The organism is Cobetia sp. MB87, assembly GCF_011319755.1.
Lineage (GTDB): Bacteria > Pseudomonadota > Gammaproteobacteria > Pseudomonadales > Halomonadaceae > Cobetia.
Map to the genome: position 1 here is coordinate 214,196 of NZ_VFBC01000008.1, position 21,350 is coordinate 235,545.

Sequence of the window (21,350 nt, forward strand, 5' to 3'; positions counted from 1 at the left end):
TGCAAGTCTTTGCAAGCTCTTGCAAGGGCGTCAGGTCGGAGGGTTCGCCACCCGTTTTCAGGTCGCTCAGCGCTGTCTTCTGGCAGTGCTGGCGAGCCACTGTATCGAGTGAGTGTCATGTCAGCCCAGGATGATCTGTTTTCGGCGCCCGCCGATGATTCCAACGCCTCGAGCGCTTCTCGCTCCGCTGCACCGGCCGCGCTGGAAGGCGTGCCAGCCAAGGTGATGGAGGAGGTTGCGCAGCTGCATCGCGAGCTGCTTGAGGCCAGCCACCGCTATTACGTGCTGGATGATCCGACGCTGACTGATGCTGACTACGACACGCGCCTGCGACGTCTCGAAGCGCTGGAAGCCGAATATCCTCAGCTGATCAGCTCGGAATCGCCTACCCAGCGTGTCGGAGCCGCGCCGGCCAGCGGCTTCGAGGAAGTGCAGCATGCGGTGCCGATGCTGTCGCTCAACAACGCCTTCGATGACGATGAGCTGCGAGCCTTCGTGCAGCGTGCGGCGAAAACGCTGGAGCTGGGAGACGCCCAGGATGCGGGGAATGAACTGAGCTTCTGCTGCGAGCCCAAGCTCGATGGCCTGGCCGTGTCGCTCATCTATGAGAACGGCGTATTGGTGCAGGGCGTGACGCGCGGCGATGGCCGCACCGGCGAAGGCATCACCACCAATCTTCGCACCATCCGCTCGATTCCGCTCAAGCTGCGGGGTGATGATCTGCCGGCGCTGCTGGAAGTACGTGGCGAGGTCTACATCAGCCACGCAGGCTTCGAGGCGCTGAACGCGCGCGGCCGCGACGAGGATGGCAAGGTGTTCGCCAACCCGCGCAATGCCGCCGCCGGTAGCCTGCGCCAGCTGGATTCCAACATCGCCGCTTCGCGTCCGCTGGAATTCTGCGCCTATCAGGTCGCGCGAGTAGATGATGCGCTGCTCGCCAGCGAGGCCGGCCAGAATCATTCCGGTCTGATGGCGCTGCTCAACGACTATGGCTTCCGCACCAGCCCGCAGCTTGAGGTGGTGCGCGGTGCCCAGGGCATCATCGACTACACCCGTCGCCTCGGCGAGCAGCGTGATGGCCTCGATCACGACATCGATGGCGCAGTCATCAAGCTCGATGCACTGCGTCTGCAGCGTGAACTGGGCTTCGTGGCGCGCGCACCGCGCTGGGCCATCGCCTACAAGTACCCGGCGCAGGAGCAGGAAACCACCTTGGAAGGTGTTGATTTCCAGGTCGGACGCACTGGCGCGCTGACACCGGTCGCCCGTCTGGCACCGGTGCAGGTCGCCGGTGTGGTGGTCTCCAACGCCACGCTGCACAACATGGACGAGGTGGAACGTCTCGGCGTACAGATCGGTGACAGCGTCATCATCCGCCGCGCCGGCGATGTCATCCCGCAGGTGGTGCGGGTCGCCAGTGAAGGTGCCAGCCGCGAAGCCATCGTGCTGCCGGACGGCTGCCCGGTGTGTGGCTCCGAGATCGAGCGCCTCGAAGGCGAGGTGGTGGCACGCTGCGCGGGCGGACTGATCTGCGCCGCGCAGCGCAAGGAAGCCCTCAAGCACTTCTCCAGTCGCAAGGCGCTGGATGTCGATGGCCTCGGCGAGAAGCTGATCGAGCAGCTGATCGAGCGCGAACTGGTCAAGACGCCGGCGGACCTGTTCCATCTCGACGCTGCCACGCTCGCCGAGCTGCCGCGCATGGGCGAGAAGTCCGCGGCCAATCTGGTCGCCTCGCTGGACAAGAGCCGCAGCACTACCCTGGCGCGCTTCATCTATGCCCTTGGCATCCGCGAAGTCGGTGAAGCCACCGCCGCGAACCTGGCCACGCACTTCGGCACGCTTGAGGCGCTGCGTGCAGCCGATCAGGCCGCGCTGGAGGCAGTGGAGGATGTCGGCCCCATCGTCGCCACGCATATCCATACCTTCTTCCAGCAGCCGACCAACAACGAGACGCTGGAGGCCTTGCTCGCTTGTGGCCTGAGCTGGGAAGAGGTCGAGATCGGTGAGCGTCCCCAGCCGCTGGCAGGCCAGACCTGGGTGCTGACCGGTAGCCTCGACAGCATGACGCGCGATGAAGGCAAGGCGCGTCTGCAGGCGCTGGGCGCCAAGGTGGCGGGCAGCGTCTCGAAGAAGACCGCTGGCGTGGTTGCCGGTGAGGCAGCGGGCAGCAAGCTGGAGAAAGCCATGCAGCTGGGCCTCACGGTGCTGGACGAAGCGACCTTCGTGGCGCGCCTGGCCGAATGGGAATCCGGGGCTGATGCACGGCAGGACAATCCGCAAGACAGTGCGCAAGACAGCGCGGGAGAGGATGCATGAGTACGGATACGCTGAATGATGCACCGCAGGCGGCGTCACGCCACCCTGATGATGGACAGGAGCTACCCATGAGCCAGATGCCGCTTGATCAGATGGATCCCAAGGATCGCTTCATCGAGGTGCCGCAGACCATGCTGCCCGCCGATACACGGCGTGCCCTGCTGGAAGCCTTCGTCACTCGTCAGGGCTACGACACCACCGATGTCGGTGAAGGCATGGCCGGCTGGGTCGCGGAGCTGGAAGGCCAGCTGTCACGCGGCAAGCTGTTGATCGTCCATGACATCGGCACCGAATCCACCGAGGTGATGACGCTGGAGCAATGGCAATCCTTCGGTCGCCAGCTGGCGGACGATGAGGAAGAAGGCGACTGAGCCCGGTCAGCTGACATGATGGGGTGAGCATGCCCTGCCCCCGGGGCTGGAAATAACAACGCCCCCGGCACAAGCCGGGGGCGTTGTCGTTCATGCAGCGCCTGTCGTTGCGCCAGTTGGTGCGGCTAGTGGCGTCTGGCGATGGGCCGGATCAGGCAAACCACATCGGTACGACCAGGCTTGAGATCAGCAGGATCAAGGCTCCGCCCAGGCGCGAGGAAATCTGCGCGAAGGGCATCAGCTGCATGCGATTGGCCGCCGAGAGCACGGCGACGTCACCCGTGCCGCCCATGTTGGCCATGCACAGGCCAGCGGTGATGGCAGATTCTATGGGGTAGAAGCCGACCAGCTTGCCCACCAGACCCGCACCGAAGGCGGCACCAGCGACGACACCGAACACGATCACCACGTAGGTGACGGTGATGGCATCGATCACCTGGCCCAGATCGGTGTAGGCCACGCCGATGCCGAACAGCAGCGCGAAGGTCCAGTTGCCTGCGACGAACCGGAACCATTGGGCGGCGGCCTGATTGATGTTCTCCGGCACCAGGTTGGCGCACTTGAGCACGGCGACCGCGATGATCATCAGCGCGTAGGGGTGCAGCGGAATGACCTTGCCGAGAATCTGGCTGGCGACGAAGAAGCTCAGGGCAATCACCATGCCGATGCCCAGCTGGGACAGATCAGGCGCACTCTTCTCTTCGCGGACATTGACGCCCGGCATCATCTGGCCACCACCGGTCAGCGACGGGAAGCGCTTGCCAAGCCCGTTGAGCAGCCCGGCAATGATGATGGCGAAGACATTGCCCAGCGCCAGTGCCGGCACCAGGATCGAGATATAGTAGCTGGCCGGCTGCCCCAGCAGGTGCTCGTAGATCTGGCTCATCGGCACGGCACCTGCGCCCATGCCGCCGCCCATGATGGGCAGGGCGATGACCATGACGGCATCCTTGGGCGAAAAGCCCATGACCCAGCCCACCAGCATCGCGAAGAGCGCCGCGAACAGCACCGAGCACAGCAGTGGCAGCGCGAAACGGGCCCCGACCTTGACCAGTACACGGGAGTCCATGCCGAGAATGCTGCCGGTGATCAGTGCCGCGATGTAGAAGTTCAGGAAGCCACCGGCCTTCATGAACTCACTGACATTCGCCGTGACGTCCTGCGGCAGCCAGCCGCTGTAGACCAGCGCTGCGGCACCGAAGATGGCGAGAATGGCGCCGCCACCCAGATAGCTGTTGATGATCGGCAGGCGGTCGCCCAGAAAGCCCAGCAGCTCACCGAGAATCATCATGACCAGCAGCGCGCCGATCATGCCGGCAGGCAGGGTATCGGTGGCGATGGCGGCAATCAGGACCAGAAAGGACAGGGCGAAGATCGGCAGCGACATGCCGAAGATGCGCGTCTTCTGCCAGGGGGACTCTGCGGCAGGCGTGGCCGTGGCGGTCTGCGAGGAATGTGTCATGCATGCTCCTTGTCCTGCACTCTGTCGTTGCAGGACCTGTTGTCATGCCCGGATGCGCTGGCGTGGCATCGCGGGATCGTTTGGGACGGGGTAGAGACATCATGTTCGCGCACCGGGTGTGCGCCACAGGGAGCTTACGGTGTGACTCCCGAGGGCCAAGTTTTGCGAATTAAAGAAAGCCTTTTGAAACTTATGAAACCGCTGACTGCTGCTCGCCCATGCGCAAGGCCGATTGACCATGCCACCAAGGGGGAAGAGGGCGTGTCGTGCGTGCTGCGACATTCTCATCCCGGGCTGAGCGCGCTGACCTCATTGCTCGCCGCCGGCATGGTGATCGTCAGCCTGCTGGTCGCGGCCTGGCTCTTCAGTACCCAGCTGGAGCGGACCCAGCGCGAGATTCAGGGCCAGCGTATTGCCGCTCTTGCCCAGCGTATCGCGCGTCTGCCCGAGGTGCGTTCCGCCCTGAGCGAGGCCAGCTCGCCGCAGGCTGCGCCTCCTGTCGCGGACAGCCGCCTGGCGGCACGCATCGAGCGACTGCGTCAGGAGAATGCCGTCGACTTCATCGTGGTGATGCGCCCGGATGGCTTGCGGCTCAGTCACCCGGATCCCGCACGTATCGGACAGCCCTTCCAGGGCGGCGACGAGCAGCGTGCGCTGGCCGGCGCCTCCTATCTCTCCGAATCCCGGGGTACGCTCGGTGAAAGCCTGCGCAGCTTCGTGCCGGTCATGGCGACCGCGTCCAAGGGCGGTGAGCGCTCCGTCGTCGGTGCGGTGGCCATCGGCATCACGCTGGACTCCCTGGGGCGGCGTCTGGCCGACGAAAAGCGCCAGCTGCTGCTCGGGCTGGGTGTACTGATGCTGTTCGGCACGCTGGGCGCACTGGGACTGGCGCGCTATCTGCGCAGACAGCTCAAGGGGCTTGAGCCTGCCGCCATCGCGCGTCTGGTAGAGGAGCATCAGGCGGTGCTCGCCAGCCTGGAAGAAGGCATCATCGTGGTCGACCCCAAGGGGCGGATCACGCTGGTGAATGCCGCGGCGCGCGAGTTGCTGGGAGCCTTGCCGACTTTGGGGCAGCGCCTCGATGACGGGTTGCCGGATACCGGCATGCGCGAGTGTCTCGCTGGCCATCTGCCAGTGAGCGAGCAGGAAGCGACTCGTCTGCGGCAGGTGACCTGTGGCGGGCGGCGATTGCTGGCGCGTTGCCAGCGGATGCATGATGGCGAGCTGCTGATGGGCGGCGTGCTGGTACTGCGTGAGTATGATCGCATGCAGCGCCTCGCCGAGGAGCTGACAGGCGTTCGCCGCCAGGCGGAGTCACTGCGTGCCGCGCGCCATGAGTTTCGCAATCGACTGCACGTACTGTCCGGGCTGACGCAGATGAAGGATCTCGCCGGACTGCGCGATTATCTGGCGTTGCTGGTGGAGCGGGAGTTGCCGGCGGATGCCGCGGCCGCCGAGCGCATCGCGGACCCTCTGCTGGCAGGTCTTCTGATCGGCAAGCACAGCGAGGCCCGGGAGCGTGGCATCACACTCAATGTCGAGCTGGAGATCGAATGCTCCAATGGCCGCCATGATGAGGGAATGTCGCCGGAAGAGGGGGCTCCGGTCGAGTTCCCGGTACTGGAGCGCAGTCTGAGTCATGATCTGGTCAGTGTGATCGGCAATCTGCTCGACAATGCCTTCGAAGCGCTGGAGGAGGTGGGCGCTGACGCTCACGCCCCGTCTGTGACCTTGGGGTTGATGCTGGAATCACTGGACCCGTCGGCAGAGGCGCAGTTGTCGATCAGCGTAGCGGACAATGGCCCCGGCATGCCGACGGAATTGAGGCAGACGGCACGCGAGGCGGGGGTGAGCAGTCATGGGGAAGGGCGCGGGCTGGGCCTGTCGCTGGTGCAGGAGATCGTGTCTGCGCGCGAGGGCGAATGGCACCTCTATGCGCCCTCGGGCGGCGGTACCCTGGTCGAGCTGACCCTGCCTTGCCGACTGCTGACTGGCGCGGCGCCCTGATAGGGGGCCGTGCATCACGGGATGGCGTTGCGGCCGGAATTTGCACAACGAAGGAGCCAGAGCGCATGCGTGTGCTGATAGTCGAAGACGACCCCATGGTCATGCGTCTCAATGTCGAATACCTCAGTCGCATCGACGGCATGCGCCTGGTGGCCCAGTGCGAGGATGTCGCGACGGCACTCGACGTACTGGCGCAGGAAGCGGTGGACCTGGTGCTGCTGGATGTCTACCTGCGCAGCCGCAGCGGGCTGGAAGTGTTGCGATGGCTGAGGCGCCACGCCGCCCCCGATATCCAGGTGATCCTGATCACCGCTGCCAGCGAAGCGGATACGGTACGTAGCGCACATGCGCTCGGGGTATGCGACTACCTGGTCAAACCCTTCAGCTTCGCTCGCTTTCAGCAGGCCCTGGCCTTGGCACAACGCGGCCGCCAGCAGCTGGAAAGCCTCGAGGGGGAGGTCAGCCAGCAGCAGCTGGATCAGCTGTTCGCAGTTCAGGGAATGGCCGCTGCTACCTCGGGTACCGTTCCAGATGGCCGCCTGCCCAAGGGTGTGACGGCGGCGTCACTTGCCCTGGTGGCCAGTGCCATCATGGCGCTGCCGCGCGAGGAAGGCAGCTTCACCAGTGAGGCGTTGCTGCCTGCCACCGGCATGTCGCGAGTGACCATCCGCAAGTACCTGCGCCATCTCGCGGCCTGCGGCATGCTCAGCGAGGCCTTCCACTACGGTCAGATCGGCCGGCCATCCTTCACCTATCAGGTCATCGACCGTCAGGCCCTGTCCAGACAGTGCCGTCAGGCCTGAGTGATGCCGACCTCTCAGCGCCGCTGGACGATATCGCGGATCAGGCGGCGTCCCGGGTGCAGGTGCTCGGCCAGTTCGCGTTCCAGCGGCAGCGGCTCGCCGCACAGTTGCGAGGCGATCAGTTCGGCGCACAGCGGGGCGGTGGTGAAGCCGCGTGAGCCGTGTGCGGTGGAGAGCCACAGGCCGGGCAGGTGGGCGCCGCTCGACTGTGGCACGCGCTTTTTCGCATCGAAGGCCATGGCGGCGTAGTCCTCACGCCATTGCGCGGCGTCCGGTGCCGGGCCGGCCAGCGGGCTCTTGTCGGGGCTCGCGGCGCGCCAGGCGACACGCCCCTGCCAGGCATCGTCTTCCAGCCTGACGCCACGCGCCTGCTCCCATGCGGCGACGAAGGCGGGCAGGGCACTGCGCAGCTCGGCGACATTGGCGGCGTGGTCGGCCTCACGTACCGAGTCATCCTCATCGCGCGGGGCGAAGGTCGCGCCGAAGCTCAAGGTCACGCTGCCATCGGTGTGGCGCTGACAGGGCGAGACATAGCCACCGGCACACACCACGCTGTCGAGCATGGGCAGACCTGCTGCCTGTTCGGGCGCTACCGTGATCTCGCTGACCTGGCCACGAATCGGCTGCAGCGGCAGGTGTGCGAGCGGCTCGGGCAGGTAAGTCTGCTCGCCCAGCGCGACGATCAGCTGATCCACTTCCAGACAGTGGCCGTCGCTGGCTTCCAGCTGCCAGCGTGGCGCTCCGTTGTCTGTCTTTCCGCCTTGCTCTCTGCCTTCCCCAGCCCCCAGCAACTGAATCGCCTCGATGCGCGCCTGCAGAAAGCGGATACCCGGCGTCGCGGCGAGGTGCTGACAGAGTGCTTTGGGGCGCACCCAGCCCGCCACCGGATAGAAGAGACCGTCGAAGGTGATCTCGCTGCCGGCGATTCGGCTGGCCTCGCTGGCACTGACAGGCGTGATCAGCGCCTCGGGCAGCGGGTGATTGTCGAGGAAGCGCTGTTGGCGCTTGCGCTCGCGCTCGCTCGTGGCCAGTTGCAGCACGCCGCTGGCGGACCACAGGGTCTGCTCGGGGTCGAGGCTTGCCAGCCAGCGACGGCTGTACTGCAGTGCGGCCAGCTGGAAGCGACTGGCGGGATTGGTCTCGGCGGCCAGCTTGACGTAGAGCGCGCCCTGGCGATTGCCGGAGGCCCGCGCGCCGGGGGCTTCGGCATCGATCAGCGTGACCCTCGCGCCGCGCCTTGCCAGCGCCTCGGCGCAGCTGGTGCCGGCGATGCCCGCGCCGAGTACCGCGACATGCGTCTCGCGAGAAATGGCGGCGGGTTGGGGAGGCTGCGTCCAGGGCTGTTCCCGGCGCAGTGGGTGGAGGGCGCCACGCACCGCATGCTCCTTCACGGGGGCATGACCGGACACGGGAGAGGCATCAAGCCCCATCAGTGCGGCGCGCGCGGCGGCGGTCGGCTCGTCCAGCTCGCCGCAGATCATCTCGCGCTTCATGCCGTGGCCGGGCACCTTGCGCCAGACAAAGCCTGCCGCGCGCAGGCCACGCCGCACGAAGCCCGCGGCGGTGAAGGTCGCGAAGGTCGCGCTGGGTTGCGAGACCCCCGCCATGGCTGCGAACAGCTCGGGGGACCACATTTCCGGATTCTTCGATGGTGAGAAGCCATCGAGGAACCAGGCATCCACACCACCTTCCAGCCGTGAGAGACGCTCCACCGCGTCGCCGAAGTGCAGGTCCAGGGTGATGCGCTCATCCAGCCACAGGCGGTGCACGCCGAGCACTGCTGACGGCCATTGAGCGACCAGCGGCTTCGCCAGTGAGGCAAGATCCGGCCAGGCGGACAGCGCACGTTCAAGGTCCGCTGCCTGCATCGGGTGCTTTTCCACCGAGACGACATGCAGGCGTGCCTCGGCGGGTGCAGTGGCCAGAAAGCGCTGGGCGGCGCACAGGATGTTGAGGCCGGTGCCGAAGCCGGTCTCGCCGATCACGAAGGGGCGCGCTTCCCGCCAGTCACGGAAACGCTCGCTCAGCCGGTTGCTGTCCAGGAAGACGTGTACGGTCTCGGCGCGGCCATCGTGGATCGAGAAGTACACATCGCCGTAATCGGTGGCCTGTGGCGCGGTGTCGTCCCACTCGAGCTGCGCCTCCTCCAATGCCGCCAGCGGCGCCAGCGGCACGTTCGGCACCACGCCGGGCGCCGTGACCGGCTCGATCGCGCTCGGCGGCGTCGTGGCAGGCTTGCGTGCCGCGGTGCCCGGGGTGTCCTGAGGCGACGTCTTTCGGGCTGACGCGGCGGCCTGATCAGGGGCTGGCTGATCGAAAGTTGATAGATCAGGAGCTGACGGATCGGGAGTGATCTGGCCGGGAGCGGGCTGGCGGGTAGAGGAGGGGCGATCGTTCACGGGCATTCCTGGCAGGAGGTCGAGCGGGAGAGCGGCACAGCGAGTCAGCATCAGAGTGAGACAGCATCAAGGCAAGGCCTGCAACGCAGACGACGGACAGCCAGGCTGTCCGTCGTCAGAAAGAAACCGCCGGTCAGATGACCGGCCGGGCGCCGGGCTAGGGCAGGGTCTGCTTGAAGGGCTTCACTTCGGCGCTTGCATAGACACCGGCGATGACGAAGGGGTCGGCATCGGCCCACTTCTGGGCGTCTTCGAGAGAATCGAACTCGGCGATGATGACGCTGCCGCTGAAACCGGCTTCGCCCGGGGTTTCGCTGTCGATGGCCGGGTTGGGGCCGGCGATGACCAGACGCCCGGCGGCGTGCAGCGCTTCCAGACGTGCCAGATGCGGCGGACGCGCCGCCATGCGCGCTTCGAGGCTACCTTCGACGTCCTGACAGACAATGGAGTAGAGCATCACGAATCATCCTTTTGAGAATTGGTCGAGGAAGCGTTCTCTTCCTGAGGGGCCTGCACCATATGACGGGACAGGTAGACGCCCTGAACGATGACGAACAGCAGTGTCAGACCGAGCATGCCGAACAGCTTGAAATCGACCCAGATGTCTTCCGAATAGTGACTGAAGACGTAGATGTTGAGGCCGCCCATGGCGAGGAAGAATACCACCCAGGCCAGGTTGAGGCGGTGCCAGATGGGGCGCGGCAGCTGAATCGCCTTTTCCATCATGCGCTCCACCAGCGGCTTGCCGCCGAACAGCGGCGACAGCAGGAAGGCGACGGCGAACAGCCAGTTGACCACGGTGGGCTTCCACTGGATGAAGGAGCTGTTGCCGAACAGCACGGTCGCGCCGCCCAGCACGACGACCAGCGCGAGAGTGACCAGCTGCATCTTCTCGACGCGCTTGTGGCGCCAATAGATGTACAGCACCTGCGCGAGGGTCGCGGGAATCAACACGGCGGTAGCCATGATCATGTCGCCAGTCATCTTGTAGACGGCGAAGAAGATCACGATCGGCAGAAAGTCGAGCAACATCTTCATGGGTAATGCGCACTCCTGAACACGACGACGCAGCCGTCGGGAAGGCAAGGGCCTGTGCGAGTGGTATCCTGTCTGACACCAGCGGCGCACCCCTGCCTGCATGTGCTCATTCTGCCGCCATTGCTGCCTGCTGACAAAGCCCCTGTATCTCCGGGCGCGCATCGCAGCCAATACTGCCCGACGTCTGTCGCGCTGGATCGCCTGCATCTCAGGCATCGCGTGGTACAGACGTTCATCCCGAGAGGTTCCCCGTGTCCGACGTCCCGTCCGACTCTTCGCCGATTTCCGCATCCCGCAAGCCGATCGAGTTTCGCCCGCTGCCCCAGCGCTTCGATTCCGATATCGAGGTGCCGGACATCGACCTGCACATGCATTCCACCGCCTCCGATGGCGGCATGGCACCGACAGAGCTGGTGGCGTTGGCCGCGCGGCGCGGTCTGTCACGCATGTCACTGACCGATCACGACAGCATGGAAGGCATCTTCGAGGCCCAGCAGGCCGCCCGCGCCGAGGGAATCTCGTTGCTGCCCGGCTGTGAGCTGTCAGTGCGCTGGCGCAACCAGACCATCCACATCGTCGCGTTGATGCCCGAGGGGGCCGGCGATGCGCTGAGTGCCGGCCTCAAGCAGCAGCACGAGGCGCGTGAGCGCCGCAGCCACGAGATCGCCATGCGCATGGAAAGGCTCGGGCTCGAAAATGCCTTCGAGCGCGCCCGTGAGCAGGCCACGCTGAGTGGCGCGGGCGACCGCCCGCTGTCACGCCCGGATTTTGCCCGTGCGCTGGTCGAGGCCGGGATTGCACGCAACCTGCAGGACGCCTTCAAGCGGCATCTGGGCGCGGGCCAGAAGGGCGACGTCAAGGCGCACTGGCCAGAGATGGAAGAGGCGGTGGGCTGGGTGCGTGCCGATGGCGGCATCGCCGTGATGGCGCACCCGATGCGCTACAAGCTGACGCGCACCAAGCGTGGCGAGCTGCTGCGTGACTTCATTGCCGCCGGTGGCGAAGGCGCGGAACTGGTCAGCGGCTTCCAGAATATCGATCGCGCGCGAGACCTGGCGCGTCAGCTGGATGAGCTGGGCCTTTATGCCTCCGTCGGTAGTGACTTCCACTTCCCCGGCGGCCCGCTGGCGCCTGGCAGCATGAGTCCGCCGCCGCGCACCAAGGTGCCGCCCGTGTGGTGTCATCCGCGCATCGCGCCCTTTTTTGCGGCCGACGCTGCCTCCATGTGATATCAAGAGATCACCGTGACGCCAGTCCGCCTGCCGGGCTGGTGCCCAGACGCAAGGAGCACCGCATGGGACAGTTCTTCCAGATTCATCCCGAAAATCCCCAGAAACGCCTCATCGATCAGGCCGTCGCCATCATCCAGCAGGGTGGCGTGATTGCCTATCCGACCGACTCCGGCTACGCGCTGGGCTGTCATCTGGGCGAGAAGAAGGCCATCGAGCGCATCAAGCGCCTGCGTCAGCTGGACGACAAGCACAACTTCACCCTGGTGTGTTCTGACCTCTCGGAAATCGGCACCTACGCCAAGGTCGACAACGCCATCTTTCGTCTGCTCAAGAGTCACACGCCGGGCGCCTATACCTTCATCCTGCAGGCGACTTCCGAAGTGCCGCGTCTGCTGCTGCACCCCAAGCGTCGCTCCATCGGCGTGCGCGTGCCGGACCACGCCATCACCCACGCCCTGTTGGAAACCCATCGCGAACCGCTGATGAGCGTGACGCTGATTCCGCCGGGCGAGGAGCTGCCGATGACGGACGCCGAAGAGATTCGCGAGCGCTTCGGACACGCGCTGGATCTGGTCATCGACGGCGGCGCCTGCAGCTTCGAGACCACCAGTGTGGTGGACCTGCGCGAGCTGCCGCCGGTGATCGTGCGTGAAGGGCGCGGCGATATCTCGAGCTTCACGGAGTGATCGCGACAGCGTAGCGCTTCACGGCGCTGGCTGACATCGCCTTGCCATACGAAGACGCCCCCGGACCTTGCGGTCGCGGGGGCGTTGTCATTTCTGAGGCATTGTCATTTCCGAGGCGTTGTCGTGGGCTGAGTGACACTCGGCTTCGTCAGCTGCGGTCGCGGTCGGGGGAGTCGTCACCTGGGGACGCGGTTTCCTCCTTCGCTGGCGGCTCGGCGTCGGGCTCTGGTCCAGATCCAGATCCAGGTTCGGGGTCTGAGTCTGTCTCAGGTTCCGGTTCCGGTTCCGGCTCCGGTTCCGGCTCGCGTGGGTCGCGGGTGTCCTCATCCAGCCAGGTGCCGCAGAACTTGCAGTACTTGGCGTTGCGGTCATGGCCTTCACGACCACAGCCCGGGCAGGCTTCGTCGCTGGTCTGCTGCATGCGCAGGCCGTTGAGGACCTCGGCCGAGAACACCCCGGTGGGCACGGCGAGAATCGAGTAGCCGAGAATCATCATCAGCGCCGAGATGAACTGCCCCAGTGGCGTGATGGGCGCGATGTCGCCATAGCCCACCGTCGTCAGCGTCACCACGCCCCAGTAGAGCGCCTTGGGGATGGAGGTGAAGCCGGCCTCGGGCGGCTCGATCAGATAGATCAGAGCGCCGAACACCGTGACGATGCTGAGCACGGTGATGAAGAACAGCAGGATCTTGCGCCGGCTGCGCGTCATGGCCTCGACCAGCATGCGGCCCTCGCCGACGAAGGCCATCAGGCGCAACACGCGGAACAGGCGCAGCACACGCAGCACGCGCACCACCAGCAGGGCCTGGGCGCCCGGTATCAGCAGCGACAGCCAGGTGGGCGCGATCGACAGCAGGTCGAGCACGCCGTAGAAGCCCTTGGCCCAGGTGCCGGGATGCTTCAGGCAGTAGAGGCGGACGGCGTATTCCAGCGTGAAGATGATCGTGAAGCCCCACTCCATGATGCGGAACAGTTCGCCGTATTGCGCATTCAGCGAGGGGACGCTGTCGAGCATCACCACGGCGACACTGGCGAAGATCATCAGGATCAGGCCGATGTCGAAGGCCTTGGCCGCCTTGGTGTCGGATTCGAAGATCCAATGGAACAGTCGCGCGCGCAGTCGACCTGTCGCGGGCTCGTAGTCGCTGGGGTGCGAGGGGGCCGCTGGGGGGCTTTGCGGAGTGCTGCCATATTCATTGGCAGGGCCCTGGCGTTCAGGCATGCAGGCTTCCTTGACGGGCGTGACGACGCCGGATGTATGTCAGGGCGTATCGGGGATGTCTCAGTGTGTGACCTTCAGTGACTGCCCGGCCGTTGTCCATCAGTCAGTGGTCTAGCGCCTGGCAGCTGGGCAGTCAGTGTCGTGCTGAGGTTCAGCTGCGCAGTGTCGCGAGCAGTGACAGGCTGTGCTGGCCGAAGTCGCGAGTCGCCCAGTCCTGTGAAGCGTCGCCGTCGCTGCTTTCCAGCGCCTCGACCAGCGCCACCGCATGGATATGGCCGGGATGCTGACAAGCGGCCAGCCGTGTTGCGAGCGCCGACAGGGCGGCCAGCGCATGCGCGTGCCACTTGAGGTCGTCTTTCGCCTGACGGTCGGCGTGGGCATCGAGTGCATCGATGGCGGCGGACAGCAGCGCGCCCGGGTCAGCGGTATCCAGCGTCTTCTCATGCCATTCGCCATCCCGCAGCGCCGCGCCGCGCTTGGCCTTGCTGGCATCTGCCGGACGCAGTGCCAGGCGGCTGGCCAGTGAATCCGCCAGCTGCCAGAGCACGCCTTCTCTCACCTCGGGGGCGAGTTCTTCGCCGCCGGTCAGCTCGAGCTCGATCTCCTGGATGGCCACTTCGCGACCACCGGCCTTCACCGCGCCCAGGTCCAGCGCCATCTCGACGCCGACGGTGACCTGCTCATCGCTCAGATTCTCGTCGCTAGATGTCGCCGTGACGTCGAGCTGCCAGGCATGGCGCTCGAAATCGGTGCTGAAACTGGGCGCGAGCGCATTCAGCAGCTGCTCGCGGGCGCCGTCTTCCAGTGCCTGCAAGGGCGGCAGGCCCCGCAGGCCGTCGAGGTCGAGGCCGGTCTGGCCCTCTGGCAGCTCCCACTCCCATTCGCCGCGAGAATGCAGCCCGCCATGGCTCTCGCCGCTGGTCTTGAGCGTCTGGCGCAGGGCGCCCGTGCTGTCGGCGTCCTCACCGCTCTGGCGCAGACGCAGCGCCATGCGCGCGCGCTCCAGCGCATGCTCGGGGGTGTCGAAGTAGGTGTTGGCCAGCCAGCGCCGCCTAGGGGTGACCGTTGCCAGCTCTGCAATGCTCGTCAGTGTTTCCAGAATGGCGTCGCGATCAATGACGGGTTGAGACAGTGCCAGTTTGAGTTCGATTTCCTGCGCCATGATGGGCACTCCCTGTACAGATGAAAGAAGGCGGATGCTGACGGATGAGGGTGACAGCGGCGCCAGGACCGCAGAGCCTTCGGCAAGCGTGGTGCATGGTGGTGAAGGCCCATGTGTCTCATGCTCGCGCCTGGCCCGCGGCAAGGCAAGCACGGGGAGTGGCAAGGGCATGGTGAGCGTCGGCGTGTTGGTGTGATCACACTTGTGTGACAGCATGATGACATTGGAGTGACAGCAATTGCCTGTCGTCACGTCCTTGGTTATATTAAGAACAGTGGATCAAGCCAGCGACCACGGGTCCTGCCGCTACAAGACAATCTCTCCTCTGGAATCCTTCGTGTTCCCCCGAACTGCCGCTGTTGTTGCGTAAACTACAACAGCATGGCGGTATCATGACGTTACGATGAAAGTTATGTGATCGTCACAAAGGCTTTGCTACACTCCGCGCGTCAATCCTTAACGCCGACGGCCACTATGGTAACGACCAACCCTTTCTCTTCGATGTTCGGGCGCTCGCCTTTCAAGGCGCTGCACACCCACATCATCAAGACCGACGAGTGCGCCCAGCACTTGCTGACCTTCTTCGACGCCTGCGAGCAGGGTGATTGGGAGCAGGCAGCCAGCATTCGCAAGACTATCAGCAGGCTGGAGCGTGAAGCGGACGAGTTGAAGACGCAGCTGCGTCTCAACCTGCCCAACTCGCTGTTCCTGCCGGTCTCGCGCTCCGACCTTCTCGAGCTGATCCATGTCCAGGATTCCATCGCGAATGTCACCAAGGACATCGCCGGGATCATGCTGGGTCGTCATATGCAGATACCCGCCGCACTGGTGCCCGCCATGCGTGAGTATCTCAAGACTGCGGTCGAATCGGTCTGCCAGGCGCGTCGTGCGTTGGGTGAACTGGAAGACCTCGTCGAGTCCGGTTTCGGGCGCAACATGAGCGAGCTGGTCGACAAGCTGATCAACGAGCTGCATGAGCTCGAGAAGCAGTCCGACGAACAGCAGATCGCCATCCGCCAGACCCTGTTCTCGCTGGAAGCCAGTCTCCCGCCCGTCGATGTGATCTTCCTCTACAAGATCATCGATTGGGTCGGCGATGTGGCTGACCAAGCGGAAAAGGTCGGTACCCGACTGCAGATCCTGATGGCGCGCTGAGCGCCATCAGGACGTCCTGCCATCTGTCCAAGAGTCTTCTATGTCCATCATTGCTCAATACGGCGATGTGCTCGTCATTCTTGCCTGCCTGTTCGGCTTCTTCATGGCATGGGGTGTGGGTGCGAATGACGTCGCCAATGCCATGGGAACCTCGGTAGGTTCCAAGGCGATCACCATCAAGCAGGCGATCATCATCGCCGTGATCTTCGAATTCCTCGGTGCCTGGCTTGCCGGTGGTGAGGTGACTGATACCATCCGCAAGGGCATCATCGACCCGTCACTGCTGATCGAGAATCCGCAGTTCCTGGTCTACGGCATGCTGGCCTCGCTGCTGGCCGCCGGTATCTGGCTGCTGATCGCTTCCATGAAGGGCTGGCCGGTCTCGACCACCCACTCCATCGTCGGCGCCATCGTCGGCTTCTCCGCTGCGGGGCTGGGCGTGGACGCTGTCGAGTGGTCCAAGGTCGGTCAGATCGCAGCCTCCTGGCTGGTCTCGCCGCTGCTGGCGGGCTCCATCGCTTTCGTGCTGTTCAAGTCCGTGCAGACGCTGATCTTCGACAACGAAGACCCGTTCGCGGCCGCCAAGCGCTACGTGCCGATGTACATGTTCCTGGTCGGTTTCATCATCTCGATGGTGACCATGGTCAAGGGCCTCAAGCATGTCGGCCTGCACTTGAGCTTCGAATCCAGCCTGCTGCTAGCCGTCGTCATCGGCGCCATCGTGATGGGTATCGGCGTGTTGATGGAGCGCAAGGTCGCGCGTTCACGTCTCAAGGAGAAGAATCGCGCCACCGGTGACGACTTCGACTTCAGCGGCGTCGAGAAGGTCTTCGGCCTGCTGATGATGTTCACCGCCTGCGCGATGGCCTTCGCCCACGGCTCCAACGACGTGGCCAATGCGGTCGGTCCGCTGGCGGCCATCATCAGCGTCGTCGACTCTGCCGGTCAGATCGGCGCCAAGGCGAGCATGCCGTGGTGGGTGCTGGTACTGGGCGGCGGCGGTATCGTCTTCGGTCTGGTCACCTATGGTCGCCGCGTCATCGCCACCGTCGGCACCGGCATCACTGAGCTGACGCCGTCACGCGGCTTCGCGGCCACCCTGGCGGCGGCCTCCACCGTGGTGCTGGCCTCCGGCACCGGCCTGCCGATCTCCACCACCCACACCCTCGTCGGTGCGGTGCTGGGGGTAGGTCTGGCACGCGGCATGGCTGCGCTCAACCTGCGCGTGATCGGCACCATCGTGATGTCCTGGCTGATCACTCTGCCGGCCGGCGCGATCCTGTCGATCCTGTTCTTCTTCATGTTCAAGGGCATGTTCGGCTAAGCCGATGCATGGTTCTGAGCCTGAGCCTTGGCTCGAGCAGACGCTCTGCATGAGATGAACGGGAAAACGAGAAAGGCGACCTTCGGGTCGCCTTTCTCGTGTCTGACACATGGATGTCAGGGGGCACCGCTCGCCGTGCAGGCTGCGGCGCTGATATGATGATTCATGGGCATGCCTGACATGCCATTTTCCCTCTCTCCTGCCCGGAGCTGGCTCTTGAACACGCGTTTCCCCTTCGCGGACTGGTTTCGCAACTCCTCTCCCTATATCAATGCCCATCGCGGCCGTACCTTCGTCATTCTGATCGAGGGCGATGCCCTGTCCTCGTCACGACGAACGCAGTTGATACAGGATCTGGCGTTGCTGCATACCCTCGGCGTGAAGCTGGTGGTGGTGTTCGGGGTGCGCCCGCAGGTGGCCGAGGCGTTGCAGGCTGCCGGTGTCGAGGCGGACCGTCATCAGGGCCGCTGGGTGGTGACGCGCGAGATTCTCGGCCACCTGGAGCAGCAGGTCGCCACACTGCGCCTGCGCCTTGAGGCCAGTCTGTCCCAGGGGCTGCCCAATACGCCGCTGCATGGCGTGGAGCTTTCCGCCGTCTCCGGCAATCTGGTGATGGCCAAGCCGCTGGGCGTGCGCAATGGCGTCGACTTCCTGCATGGTGGCGAGGTGCGTCGCGTGCGCAGCGAGGCGATCCAGGGGCTGCTCTCGCAGCAGGCCATCGTCGTGCTGCCGCCGCTGGGCTATTCCAGCACCGGTGAGGTGTTCGATCTGGACGCCGCTGAGGTCGCCGAACACGCTGCCGTGGCGCTGGCCGCTGACAAGCTGATCCTGCTTGGCGAAGGGGAGGGCCTGTTCGGCGAAGACGGCGAGCTGCTGCGTCAGCTCAATCCGGAGGAGGCCGCGCTGATGGCGCCGCCCCGCGATGACGACAGCGAGCTGTCGCGCCATCTGGCCGCTGCCTGTGGCGCCGCACGGCATGGCGTCGGGCGCACTCACCTGTTGAGCTGGCGCGACCGTGACGCCCTGCTGGGTGAGTTGTTCACCCGTGACGGTATCGGCACCATGATCACGCGCCAGGGCTACGAGCAGCTGCGCAAGGCCCGGCTCGAGGATGTCGGTGGCCTGCTGGCGCTGCTGGGGCCGCTGGAGCAGCGTGGCATCTTGGTGGCCCGCTCGCGGGAGCGTCTCGAACATGAGATCGACGACTATGTGGTGCTGGAGCGCGATGGCATGGTCATCGGGTGCGCGGCGCTGCATCTCAGCCGTGACGCCGCCATGGGCGAACTGGCCTGCGTGGCCGTGCATGATAACTATCGCCGCGGACAGCGCGGCGAGCAGCTGCTGGCCGAGATCGAGCTGCGCGCGCGTCGCGCTGGCGTCGAGCGTCTGTATGCGCTGACGACCCACACCGTTCACTGGTTCATCGAGCACGGTTTCGTGTCGGCTGGCCTGCAAGACTTGCCGCCCATGCGTCGTGAGGCCTACAACTCGGCGCGCAACTCCAAGGTATTGCTCAAGTCGCTCTAGTCACACCTCGCTTGCCTGCCACTGTGAATCGCTCAGAGAACACCCGCTGATGACTCCCTCGAAAAGGGCAGATCAGCGGGTGTTCTTGCGTAGGTGTCGCAGTTTCCCCTCACCCCTTGCGCAGCTGTCTTGCAAAGGAGACGTTTCAAGGCATTGATTTTAAAAGGGAAAACAGCATGCCTCGTATATGTGTTGGCAAATCGCGACGAATCGGCCAGTAAAACATGACGCTGTGTGCCGCCCGGGGCAACATTGGCATGTAAGTCGCCATGATATACATTTCAAGTCATTGTTTTGTAATGTGTTTTCGTGTTTATGGCACGCCTTTGGCAATAGTTACCGTGAGCAAGAGATATGCGGTGCATCATCGGCCCTTTCTCTGGCCTTCCAGCGATGACGGTACTCACTACCCTGTGCGCTCCGTGATCGCTGACAGGCCAAGCGTCTGCTCCACGCGATGTGTGACTTCAGGTTGCGATGAGACAGGTACGGCCCCTGGTGGGCATGGACAGTATCTTGAGGGCAAGGACGCCCGGGCAAGGATGCCCGAAACCGATGCGGTAGCCGGAGAGATTGGCTGCCGTCATCCCCGAATTGACGATCGAGGCGGGCAAGTCGGCAAGCCACCCGACTCGATCATCCACATTGCGATGTGTTGCCCCCTGCTTCACATCCGATAGGGAGCGCGGACGCTGTCCGGCGTGAACGTCAACTGACCTGGAGCGACCACCAGGTGACGTTCTTTTCTCCCGGGCCTGACAGGCAGACCACCTGTCAGACCCGCCAATCACGTGGTGCCTCTGGTCTCCAGGTACCAGAGGCACCACGTGATGACTGACCCTTCAGTTCCCTGCGTACTTGGGGCCGGCTATGCCGGCCCTCTTTTTTTGTGCGTCTAGCGCTGAATGGCCAACAATTTCATGCGAAACGTTGCCAATGGGCCGGTTTGTCTCGTGGCAGCGTGATGATTTGAATAAGAGTCATATTTATTAACGAACTGGCAACCGCGATGGACGCTGGTGAACTCTGGTATTCTAGGAAGACGTGATTCGATGATGACCACCCCTTTCTTGCATAGAGTTCTTTCCATGGCCTCCACAGTGTCACGACGCTGGCGTCCCCGCTCGCTGCCGCAGCTGGTTCTGATGGCATTTCTGGTGGTGATGCTGCCGATTGCCGTGCTCATGTTTCAAGCAGGGCAGGCGCTGTCGGAGTTGTCGGAACTGGCGGATGTCAGTGCCCGCCAGGCCGTCGACCAGACCCGCCGCGCCCGCACGCTGACCAATCTCGCCGTCGAGATGGAGCGTAGCGCCCGCCAGTACGCCGTGCTGGAAAATCCCGATCTGATGAAGATCTACGCCGACAAGGCCAACAGCTTCCGCACCTTGCTGGATGAGCAGGCGCGGCTGTTGGGCGAGGGGGATCCCCGCGTCAGCGAGTTGAAGGCGACGCTGTCACAGCTCGAACGCATGCCCGAGATGAGCGTCGACCAGGTCAGTCGTCATCTGGAAGATTTCGGGCCCTTCTCGATCCAGGCCAGCGGCCTGCTCAACTCCACGCGTGAACTCGTCGATGCGCGTATCGAAGGCATCCGCGCTCGCGCCTCCCAGGTCAAGAATCAGCTGTGGTGGCAGACCGCCGCGCTGGTCTCCATCAGTCTGCTGTTGATGCTGTTCTTCACCTGGCTGATCATCCGTCCCATCCGGCAGCTGGAGCGCCGCATCAATGGCCTGGGCAGCGGCACCGACAGCGAGCGACCCATCGTCATCAAGGGGCCGGCAGAGCTGGTGCAGCTGGGTGAGCGTCTCAACTGGCTGTCGACGCGTCTGGATGAGCTGGAGGAGCAGAAGCAGCAGTTCCTGCGCCACATGTCGCATGAGCTCAAGACCCCGCTGGCCAGCATCCGCGAAGGTACCGGCCTGCTGATCGATGAGGTCGCCGGGCCGCTGAGTCCGCACCAGGCCGAGATTCTTGGCCTGCTGGATGATTCCAGCAAGGAATTGCAGAAGCTTATCGAGCAACTCCTCGACTACAATCTGCTGCAGCACAATCAAGGCCTCGAACAGAGCCGCTTCGATGTGCATGAAGTGTTCAAGGAAGTGCTGGCAAAACATCGCCTGGCACTGGAAAAGAAGGGCATGCGCGTGCATCTTCCGCCTGCCAGCCTCAGTTGGGAGGCAGACAGGCCGCGTACCGGGCGTATTCTCGACAACCTGATCTCCAATGCCATCGCCTATGGCGAAGACAGCGGTGACCTGTGGTTGAGAGCCCGCAAGGAACGTCGCAAGCTGGTCATCGAAGTCGCCAACAGCGGTGAGCCCATCGCCGCCCAGGACCGTGACCACCTGTTCAAGCCCTTCTATCAGGGCGCGGTGAAGCGCAAGGGCCCGCTCAAGGGCTCGGGTATCGGTCTCTCGGTCGCCGCTGACAGCGCCCGCGCCCAATTTGGTCAATTGGCGCTGGTGGATGACCCCAAGGCGGATGTCTGCTTCCGGCTGACATTGCCGACACCGAGTCGCTCGCTGACGTCAGGGGAAGGTAGTGAGCATGAACCGCAGGCAGACAGGGATGCCGCCGGGGCGGATCAGCAGTCCACACCACATGAAATGGCGTCATTGAACGCCATCAAGCACGCAAGGAACTGAA

16 protein-coding genes are annotated in these 21,350 nt (G+C 64.3%); 10 read left to right on the forward strand and 6 right to left on the reverse strand.

Features of this window, described 5'->3' with window-relative positions:
* The first annotated feature begins 225 nt into the window (after positions 1-225).
* Both ligA and CDPAHKCJ_RS10470 read left to right on the forward strand, forming a co-directional pair.
* Positions 226-2,316: an NAD-dependent DNA ligase LigA gene (gene ligA / locus CDPAHKCJ_RS10465; RefSeq protein ID WP_240916775.1), complete on the forward strand. Its 2,091-nt coding sequence runs from the start codon at positions 226-228 to the stop codon at positions 2,314-2,316.
* 92 nt (positions 2,317-2,408) lie between these two features.
* Positions 2,409-2,687 (forward strand): YheU family protein, encoded by a 279-nt coding sequence (locus tag CDPAHKCJ_RS10470; RefSeq protein WP_166019899.1) that lies wholly within the window; start codon positions 2,409-2,411, stop codon positions 2,685-2,687.
* Between the two features lie 151 nt (positions 2,688-2,838).
* Here the strand turns inward: CDPAHKCJ_RS10470 and CDPAHKCJ_RS10475 are convergent, their stop codons facing one another.
* The gene (locus tag CDPAHKCJ_RS10475) at positions 2,839-4,149 is read right to left on the reverse strand and encodes a 2-hydroxycarboxylate transporter family protein (protein WP_166019737.1); all 1,311 of its coding nucleotides are present in this window, start codon (positions 4,147-4,149) and stop codon (positions 2,839-2,841) included.
* A gap of 270 nt (positions 4,150-4,419) precedes the next feature.
* Here CDPAHKCJ_RS10475 and CDPAHKCJ_RS10480 point away from each other — a divergent pair, with 270 nt between their 5' ends.
* Together CDPAHKCJ_RS10480 and CDPAHKCJ_RS10485 are read left to right on the forward strand one after the other, a co-directional pair.
* Positions 4,420-6,156 (forward strand): sensor histidine kinase, encoded by a 1,737-nt coding sequence (locus CDPAHKCJ_RS10480; RefSeq protein ID WP_346773921.1) that lies wholly within the window; start codon positions 4,420-4,422, stop codon positions 6,154-6,156.
* A 65-nt stretch (positions 6,157-6,221) separates the two neighbouring features.
* On the forward strand, positions 6,222-6,959 hold the full coding sequence (locus CDPAHKCJ_RS10485; RefSeq protein WP_166019738.1) for a response regulator: 738 nt from the start codon (positions 6,222-6,224) through the stop codon (positions 6,957-6,959).
* A 14-nt stretch (positions 6,960-6,973) separates the two neighbouring features.
* On the opposite strand, the gene mnmC is transcribed toward CDPAHKCJ_RS10485, so the two are convergent.
* The 3 genes from mnmC to CDPAHKCJ_RS10500 all read right to left on the reverse strand — a co-directional run bounded on the left by mnmC (position 6,974) and on the right by CDPAHKCJ_RS10500 (position 10,396).
* On the reverse strand, positions 6,974-9,358 hold the full coding sequence (gene mnmC, locus CDPAHKCJ_RS10490; RefSeq protein ID WP_346773922.1) for a bifunctional tRNA (5-methylaminomethyl-2-thiouridine)(34)-methyltransferase MnmD/FAD-dependent 5-carboxymethylaminomethyl-2-thiouridine(34) oxidoreductase MnmC: 2,385 nt from the start codon (positions 9,356-9,358) through the stop codon (positions 6,974-6,976).
* A 157-nt stretch (positions 9,359-9,515) separates the two neighbouring features.
* A complete protein-coding gene (locus CDPAHKCJ_RS10495) occupies positions 9,516-9,815 on the reverse strand; it encodes a YciI family protein (RefSeq protein ID WP_166019740.1) in 300 nt (99 codons plus the stop codon).
* Positions 9,815-10,396: a septation protein A gene (locus CDPAHKCJ_RS10500; protein WP_043333711.1), complete on the reverse strand. Its 582-nt coding sequence runs from the start codon at positions 10,394-10,396 to the stop codon at positions 9,815-9,817. Before CDPAHKCJ_RS10500 ends, CDPAHKCJ_RS10495 begins: the two co-directional genes overlap by 1 nt.
* Before the next feature lie 368 nt (positions 10,397-10,764).
* Between CDPAHKCJ_RS10500 and CDPAHKCJ_RS10505 the strand changes: the two genes are divergently transcribed.
* Both CDPAHKCJ_RS10505 and CDPAHKCJ_RS10510 read left to right on the forward strand, forming a co-directional pair.
* On the forward strand, positions 10,765-11,625 hold the full coding sequence (locus tag CDPAHKCJ_RS10505) for a PHP domain-containing protein (protein WP_166019901.1): 861 nt from the start codon (positions 10,765-10,767) through the stop codon (positions 11,623-11,625).
* Positions 11,626-11,690: 65 nt separating this feature from the next.
* Positions 11,691-12,314: an L-threonylcarbamoyladenylate synthase gene (locus CDPAHKCJ_RS10510; RefSeq protein ID WP_054555307.1), complete on the forward strand. Its 624-nt coding sequence runs from the start codon at positions 11,691-11,693 to the stop codon at positions 12,312-12,314.
* Positions 12,315-12,462: 148 nt separating this feature from the next.
* Here CDPAHKCJ_RS10510 and CDPAHKCJ_RS10515 read toward each other — a convergent pair whose 3' ends face one another.
* Together CDPAHKCJ_RS10515 and CDPAHKCJ_RS10520 are read right to left on the reverse strand one after the other, a co-directional pair.
* Positions 12,463-13,536, reverse strand: coding sequence for an ion transporter (locus CDPAHKCJ_RS10515; RefSeq protein ID WP_166019741.1), 1,074 nt, complete (start codon positions 13,534-13,536; stop codon positions 12,463-12,465).
* A gap of 151 nt (positions 13,537-13,687) precedes the next feature.
* Positions 13,688-14,698, reverse strand: coding sequence for a CYTH domain-containing protein (locus CDPAHKCJ_RS10520; RefSeq protein ID WP_166019742.1), 1,011 nt, complete (start codon positions 14,696-14,698; stop codon positions 13,688-13,690).
* A gap of 474 nt (positions 14,699-15,172) precedes the next feature.
* Between CDPAHKCJ_RS10520 and CDPAHKCJ_RS10525 the strand changes: the two genes are divergently transcribed.
* The 4 genes from CDPAHKCJ_RS10525 to CDPAHKCJ_RS10540 all read left to right on the forward strand — a co-directional run bounded on the left by CDPAHKCJ_RS10525 (position 15,173) and on the right by CDPAHKCJ_RS10540 (position 21,349).
* The gene (locus CDPAHKCJ_RS10525) at positions 15,173-15,853 is read left to right on the forward strand and encodes a TIGR00153 family protein (RefSeq protein ID WP_166019743.1); all 681 of its coding nucleotides are present in this window, start codon (positions 15,173-15,175) and stop codon (positions 15,851-15,853) included.
* Positions 15,854-15,893: 40 nt separating this feature from the next.
* Entirely contained in the window at positions 15,894-17,177 is a 1,284-nt protein-coding gene (locus CDPAHKCJ_RS10530) for an inorganic phosphate transporter (RefSeq protein WP_107335585.1), read from the forward strand.
* 216 nt (positions 17,178-17,393) lie between these two features.
* The gene (gene argA, locus CDPAHKCJ_RS10535; protein WP_166019744.1) at positions 17,394-18,704 is read left to right on the forward strand and encodes an amino-acid N-acetyltransferase; all 1,311 of its coding nucleotides are present in this window, start codon (positions 17,394-17,396) and stop codon (positions 18,702-18,704) included.
* A 1,088-nt stretch (positions 18,705-19,792) separates the two neighbouring features.
* The gene (locus CDPAHKCJ_RS10540) at positions 19,793-21,349 is read left to right on the forward strand and encodes a HAMP domain-containing sensor histidine kinase (protein WP_166019745.1); all 1,557 of its coding nucleotides are present in this window, start codon (positions 19,793-19,795) and stop codon (positions 21,347-21,349) included.
* Position 21,350 lies beyond the last annotated feature (1 nt).